This window comes from Microbacterium sp. H6 (genome assembly GCF_003314775.1).
Lineage (GTDB): Bacteria > Actinomycetota > Actinomycetes > Actinomycetales > Microbacteriaceae > Microbacterium > Microbacterium oxydans.
In genome coordinates this window covers 80,562-87,457 of sequence record NZ_QOAY01000192.1, presented here as the reverse complement: position 1 = coordinate 87,457, position 6,896 = coordinate 80,562, and the positions used below count along the sequence as shown (strand labels likewise).

The 6,896-nt window shown below is 67.9% G+C and carries 7 protein-coding genes; 1 reads left to right on the top strand and 6 read right to left on the bottom strand.

Annotation, left to right across the window (positions count from 1 at the left end; translation table 11 throughout):
- From alaS to DSP71_RS22300, 5 genes are all read right to left on the bottom strand, one after another.
- On the bottom strand, positions 1-2,496 hold a 2,496-nt coding region (alaS, locus tag DSP71_RS13010; RefSeq protein ID WP_113681287.1), incomplete at its 3' end, for an alanine--tRNA ligase.
- A gap of 75 nt (positions 2,497-2,571) precedes the next feature.
- On the bottom strand, positions 2,572-2,760 hold the full coding sequence (locus tag DSP71_RS13005; protein ID WP_113681286.1) for a hypothetical protein: 189 nt from the start codon (positions 2,758-2,760) through the stop codon (positions 2,572-2,574).
- 104 nt (positions 2,761-2,864) lie between these two features.
- Positions 2,865-3,494 carry a 30S ribosomal protein S4 gene (rpsD, locus tag DSP71_RS13000; RefSeq protein WP_052748643.1) on the bottom strand — a complete coding sequence of 210 codons (630 nt, stop codon included), beginning with the start codon at positions 3,492-3,494 and terminating at the stop codon, positions 2,865-2,867.
- 181 nt (positions 3,495-3,675) lie between these two features.
- Positions 3,676-4,998 (bottom strand): replication-associated recombination protein A, encoded by a 1,323-nt coding sequence (locus tag DSP71_RS12995; protein ID WP_218867732.1) that lies wholly within the window; start codon positions 4,996-4,998, stop codon positions 3,676-3,678.
- A gap of 101 nt (positions 4,999-5,099) precedes the next feature.
- Positions 5,100-5,960: a CAP domain-containing protein gene (locus DSP71_RS22300; RefSeq protein ID WP_179516030.1), complete on the bottom strand. Its 861-nt coding sequence runs from the start codon at positions 5,958-5,960 to the stop codon at positions 5,100-5,102.
- Between the two features lie 184 nt (positions 5,961-6,144).
- On the opposite strand from DSP71_RS22300, the gene DSP71_RS12985 reads away from it, so the two are divergent.
- Positions 6,145-6,453, top strand: coding sequence for a hypothetical protein (locus tag DSP71_RS12985; protein ID WP_046747155.1), 309 nt, complete (start codon positions 6,145-6,147; stop codon positions 6,451-6,453).
- Between the two features lie 28 nt (positions 6,454-6,481).
- On the opposite strand, the gene DSP71_RS12980 is transcribed toward DSP71_RS12985, so the two are convergent.
- On the bottom strand, positions 6,482-6,896 hold a 415-nt coding region (locus DSP71_RS12980), incomplete at its 5' end, for a winged helix-turn-helix domain-containing protein (RefSeq protein WP_181800732.1).

Here is a 6,896-nt window from a genome sequence, read left to right as displayed (position 1 = left end):
CGCCTCGTTGGTGGCGACGACCACGACCGGGCGTCCGTTGACCACGGCGCCCAGTGCCACGACAGCCGCCTCAGAACCGAGCCGATCACGAACACCGTTGACGAGATCGCGCACGTCATCCGCAGAAGCCACGTCACCGAGGTTCTGCGCAGCCAGACGGAACTCTCCGACGCGCGTCGCAGCCTCGACGATCGACGGGACCTGACCCGCCCGCTCCTTCGCCTCGAACTGCGCGATGCGCTTCTCCGCCGCCTTGAGGCTCGCGGTCAGATCGGCGATACGCTCGGGCAGCTGCTCGCGAGGAGTCTTCAACGAACTGGTGAGCTGCGACACGATGGCACGCTCAGCGGCGAGCTCGCGGAAGGCATCGGCGCCGACGAGCGCCTCGATACGGCGGTTCGATGCCCCGACCGACGACTCGCCGACCAGGCTCACCAGTCCGATCTCGGCACTCGTGCTCACGTGCGTACCCGCGCACAGCTCGCGGGACCACGGGCCGCCGATGTCGACCATGCGCACCACGTCGCCGTACTTCTCGCCGAACAGGGCCATGGCCCCGGCTTCCTTGGCCTCGTCGAGCGAGACGATGCGCGTGGTCACTTCGAGCGAGTCCTGCACCGCGCGGTTCGTGATCTCCTCGATCTCGCTTCGGGTGTCTGCCGAGAGCGCCTGCGACCACGCGAAGTCGAAGCGCATGTAGCCGGCGCGGTTCAACGACCCTGCCTGCGTCGCCGTCGGACCGAGCGTGTCGCGGAGCGCGGCGTGCACGAGGTGCGTCGCCGAGTGCGCCTGGCGGGCGGCACGGCGGTTCGCGGCATCGACGACCGTGGTCGCGATGTCGTCGACGGCGACGCTTCCGCGCGTGACCTCGACGGTGTGGCTGATCAGACCGGGAACCGGCTTCTGCACATCCAGCACTTCGAGGACGTAGCCCGGGCCAACGATCGTGCCCTTGTCAGCGACCTGGCCGCCGGACTCTGCATACAGCGTCGTCTCGGCCAGCACGACCTCGGCGATCTGACCCTCGGCGGCGCTGCGCACCGGAACGCCGTCGACGAGGAGTCCGAGCACACGCGACTCGACCTCGAGCGCCGTGTACCCGTCGAATCCGGTCTCGCCCAGGGCGCGCAGTTCACGGTAGACCGACACATCGGCGAGCTGCCGCTTGCGGTTGCGGGCGTCGTCCTTGGCGCGCTGACGCTGCTCCTGCATGAGATTGTCGAAGGCGGCACGGTCGACGTCCAGCCCCGCCTCCTCGGCGACCTCGAGCGTGAGGTCGATGGGGAAACCGTAGGTGTCGTGCAGAAGGAACGCCTCCGGCCCGCTCAGCGTCTTCCCGCCGCCCTTCCTGGTCTCGTCGAGCGCGAGGTCGAGGATCGTGGAGCCGGCGACGAGGGTGCGACGGAACGTCTCCTCCTCGGCGAACGCCGACGCCGAGAGCACCGGCCAGTCCTTCTCGAGCTCGGGGTAGGTGGTCTTCATCACGTCGCGCGACGCGGCGAAGAGCTCGGGGAAGACCGGCTCGTCGACGCCGAGCAGCCGCATCGAACGGACCGTGCGGCGCATCAGACGGCGGAGGATGTATCCGCGCCCCTCGTTGGAGGGGCGGACTCCGTCGGAGAGGAGCATGAGCGAGGACCGGACGTGGTCGGCGACGACGCGGAACCGCACGTCGTCCTCATGCTGCACGCCATAGGGCCGTCCGGAGAGTTCGACGGCACGATCGAGCACGGGCCGCACCTGGTCGGACTCGTACATGTTGTCGACGCCCTGCTTGAGGAAGGCGACGCGCTCGAGGCCCATCCCGGTGTCGATGTTCTTCATCGGGAGCTCACCGACGATGTCGAACTCGGTCTTGCCTCGGATGTTCTCGATGAAGTCCTGCATGAACACGAGGTTCCAGATCTCCAGGAACCGCGAGTCGTCGACGGCGGGGCCGCCGTCCTTGCCGTAAGCGGGGCCACGATCGAAGAAGATCTCCGAGTCGGGGCCACCCGGGCCCGGCTGACCGGTGTTCCAGTAGTTGTCCGCGCGGCCGAGACGCTGGATGCGCTCGGGCTTGAGCCCGATGATGTCGCGCCAGATCGCTTCGGCCTCGTCATCGGTCTCGTAGACCGTGACCCAGAGGTCCTTCTCGTCGAAGCCGAGACCGCCGTCGGACTCCGCACTGGTCAGCAGCTCCCAGGCGTAACGGATCGCGCCTTCCTTGAAGTAGTCGCCGAAGGACCAGTTGCCCAGCATCTGGAAGAACGTGCCGTGACGGGCGGTGCGGCCCACCTCTTCGATGTCGTTGGTGCGGATGCACTTCTGCACGTCCGCGATGCGCGGGTGCGGAGCGGGCACGACCCCGGTGAGGTACGGGATCATCGGCACCATTCCGGCGACAGTGAACAGCAGGGAAGGATCGTCGCTGACCAGAGAGGCGGAGGGGACGATGAGGTGGTCGTTCTTCTCGAAGAAGTCGAGGTAACGCTGCGCGATTTCCGCAGTTTTCATAGGGGTGCCAGGTGTCCTAGGTCGCGTGGAGAGATGGTCGCGTTGAGCGATGCTGCGCGAGGCGCGCAGGAGGTGTCAGTTCTGTTCGGGCTCTGCAAGCCGAGCGTCTTCGGCGCGGTAGGCGTCGCCGATCAGGGAGGTGAAGCCGTTGATGCCGGCATCGACCTCGGCGAGGATGTCACGACCCCGCGGGTCCTTGTTCATGAAATGGGCCGCGACGAAGCCGCCGATCACTCCGATCAGGAACCACTGCAACTTCTTCATGACGCCATCCTTGCCTCTGAGCCGCGAAGGCGCGGTGATCCCATCGTATGCAAAAACGACGAGAGGCGTCGGGTTTCCCCGACGCCTCTCGTGTATGCGGTGTATCAGCGAGCCGCGTAGTACTCGACGACGAGCTGCACTTCGCAGGTCACGGGGACCTCAGCGCGCTTCGGGCGACGGACCAGACGCGCCTGGAGCTTGTCGAGCTCGACCTCGAGGTAGCCGGGAACGGGGGGCAGGACCTCGGCGTGACCGCCGGCTGCTGCCACCTGGAAGGGCTCGGTGCCCTCGCTCTTGGGCTTGACGTGGATGAGCTGACCCGGCTTCACGCGGAACGACGGGCGGTCGACGAGCTGGCCGTCGACCAGGATGTGACGGTGCACGACGAGCTGGCGAGCCTGTGCGGTGGTGCGGGCGAAGCCCGAACGCACGACGAGGGCGTCGAGACGCATCTCGAGAAGCTCGACCAGGTTCTCACCGGTCAGGCCGTCCTGACGACGAGCCTCGTTGAACGTGTTGCGCATCTGCTTCTCGCGGATGCCGTACTGCTCACGCAGGCGCTGCTTCTCACGCAGACGGACGGCGTAGTCGCTGTCTGCCTTGCGCTTGGTGCGGCCGTGCTCACCCGGAGCGTACGGGCGCTTCTCGAGGTAGCGGGCGGCCTTCGGGGTGAGTGCGACGCCGAGGGCGCGGCTGAGACGCACCTTGCGGCGGTCCTGGGACTTCGTGGTCACGAAGCGTTCCTTCCGATGACGCGGTCGCGGCTTTCGCGACTCGCGGACGTATCGTCCGCGTTCTGCCTTGGAGCGCACGCCGGGGCGCCAGCAAGGTGTGGTGTGAACGAGGAGATGCCCGAAAACTCGGTTTCGAGCCGCTCAAGTCTAACAGATCGTGTCTCTCGACCGGATCTGCGGGTCAGCGATCGCCGAGGATGCGACGGATGCGCTCGAGCCGGGAGCCGATGTCACGCTCCGCACCGAGGTTCTTCGGCTGGTAATAGCGTCGGCCGTCCAGCTCATCCGGCAGGTACTGCTGGGGCACGATCCCGAACTCGCTGTCATGGGAGTAGACGTACCCGCGGCCGTGCCCGAGTCGCTTCGCGCCCGGATAGTGAGCGTCGCGCAGATGAAGCGGCACCCTGCCGAAACCTCCCGCACGGATGTCGGCGATCGCGGCGTCGATGCCCACATAGGCGGCGTTCGACTTGGCGGTGGTCGCCAGGTACACGGTCGCCTCCGCGAGCGGGATGCGCCCCTCCGGCATACCGATGAACGCCACGGCATCGGCAGCGGCGACGGCGATGACCATTGCCTGCGGGTCGGCGAGGCCCACGTCCTCCGACGCGGAGATGACGAGGCGCCTGGCGATGAACCGCGGATCCTCCCCCGCCTCGATCATGCGGGCCAAGTAGTGCAGCGCCGCATCGGGGTCGGATCCCCTGATCGACTTGATGAACGCACTGATGACGTCGTAGTGCTCATCACCCTGACGGTCGTACCGCAGCAGCGCCTTGTCGACCGCCTGGGCGATGTCATCGGCAGAGACCTCGGGCGGCCCCGCACTCTCGTGCTCCTCGCCACCAGCGCCGTCACCGGGCTCTCCTGTCGTGGCGTGCGACAGGGCCACGGCCGCACCGGCCTCCAACCCCGTGAGGGCGCGCCGAGCATCCCCCGATGCGAGTCTCAGGAGGGCGGATCGAGCTTCGTCGCTGAGCGTGACGGCTCCGTTGAGTCCCCTGGCATCGGTCACCGCACGGTCGACGAGCACGCCGATGTCCTCGTCGGTCAGTGGCTGCAGGGTCAGCAGCAGAGAGCGCGAGAGCAATGGTGAGATCACGGAGAAGGACGGATTCTCCGTGGTCGCGGCGATGAGGATCACCCACCCGTTCTCGACCCCGGGGAGCAGAGCGTCCTGCTGCGCCTTCGTGAAGCGGTGGATCTCGTCGAGGAAGAGGATGGTGGTCTGACCGTAGAGATCGCGTTGGTTCACCGCCTCCTGCATGACTTCGCGCACGTCCTTGACGCCGGCGGTGATGGCGGACAACTCGACGAAGCGTCGCCCCGACGAACGCGCGATGGCCTGTGCCAGCGTGGTCTTGCCGGTGCCCGGCGGCCCCCACAGGATGATCGATACGGCTCCCGGCGCTGCCGCCTTCGGATCAGCGAGGGCGACGATCGGCGAACCGGCCCGGAGCAGGTGACGCTGCCCGGCGACCTCGGCGAGGGAAGTCGGGCGCATGCGCACGGCGAGGGGCGTCTGCCCGGAGAGCAGCGGCGCGGAAGGGGTCACCCGCCAAGGCTACTCGGGGCGAGCGACATCGCCGTCTCAGGAAGTCGCCGTCACTGGAAGAGGTCGACGAACTCGAGCTGCCTCGCCTGCCCGGTCGTGCCGAGGGAGATCTGGGTGCCCGGCGCCGAGGAGACCACGCGCGGTTGCCACCCGATGCTCGACACGTGTCCTCGTCCGGACACCGTGTTGCCCGGACTCCACACCCGGAGAGCCTCCATTCGAAGCCCTCGACCGGTCGTCCCCGCCGTCACCTCGGTACCGGCACCCTGCGTGCAGACGGGTGTCATCCACCCGATGTTCTGCACATGGGCCTGAAGGCAGATGACCTTGCCGGTCTGCTGCCGCACCGCGACGGCTTCAAGACCCAGCCCCTGCCCCGTGGTGCCCCCTCCGGCGATCCATCCCCGCTGAGCGACGTGGCTGCGCACGGAGGCGTCCTGCCGCGAGACCGTCGGAGTGGGCGTCGATACCGGATACTTGGCGAACACCTGCGTGGCGTAGCCGTTGACGAGACCGATGCCGATCGTCGTGTAGTCGCCGAGGATGTTCGCGCGGTGCCCGGGCGAGTTCATCCATGCGGCGACGACGGTCGCCGACGAATAGCCGGATGCGACGTTCTCGGCTGCCCTGCTCCAACCCCCGGGAATCTGGCTCGAGTACTGCGGGTTGTGGTACATCCGGCCTTCGCGGGACTGGGTCGCCGACCAGTTCTGCGCGACCGCCGTCACATCCCCGTCCAGCACCAGCGGCGCCAGTCCGTTGGCGGCCCGCGCGGCGTTCGTATCCGCGAGGATCCGTGCGACATCCGCGTTCGGCGGTGGGATCTCCGCCGCGCTCACCGGCGGCACGACGCCGAGCACGGCAGTCGCGCTGACGACGAGAGCCGCGACCAGGTTTCGGGTCCACCGCATGAGCGTGCTCCTTTTCGGACTGAGGCGATCAATAGCCTAAAAGTAGTCGGTCCATCACGGAATGACGAGCGTTCGCCGTTGAACCGTGCCGAACGGCCGAACGCAGCGCATCGGTGCGACGGGCCGACGACGCTAGGCTCTGAGGCGAGGTCGCACAGCGACACAGTGAGGGGAAACAGGGCAGATGGCAGCACGCGGGTCCAAGAATGCACAGCAGCGCACGCAAGCGGAACGCGCCCGCATCCATGCGGCCCGCAACGCCGTGCATGAAGGACTGATCCGGCGCCGCACCCGAGACAACGCGATCGGGATCATCGTCGGCGTCGTGATCGTGTCGGCGGCGATCGCGAGCCAGGTCGTGCACGCGCAGGTCACTGCCCCCGAACCCACGCCCACACCCACGGTCGCTCCGACCGGGACACCGGCCCCCAGCGAGACACCGGCTCCCACCGAGGAGCCCGTTCCCAGCGAGGAACCGGCGCCCACCGAGTAGCCTGCACACGCTCTCCTGACGAGCGCCCTCATCGGGGCTCGGCCACCGCCAGGCGATAGCCCCGCTTGACGACCGTCTGGATGAGATCGCCACGCCCCAGGGAGTCGCGCAATCGCCCGACGGCGACTTCGACCGCTCGATCGCTGCGATGGCCGCCGGGAAGCACCTGACCGAGCTCCGCGCGCGAGAGCACGCGGCCGCGAGCGAGGAACAGCGCTTCGATCAGTGCCACCGCTCCACCCGACAGGGGGACGAAGCCGTCGTCGAGAATGACGCCTCCGCTGCGAACCTCGAGGCGTCCAGCCACCGTGAGAGCGGATCCTGCCCCGCTCCGATAGTGCGCGAGGACGCTCTCCGCCAGCCCGGCCTGCGTCGACGGCTCGACGTGTCGAGCACGCAGCCCGATCGCCCGCAGTCGGGTGGCCTCCCGTTCCTCGACGGCG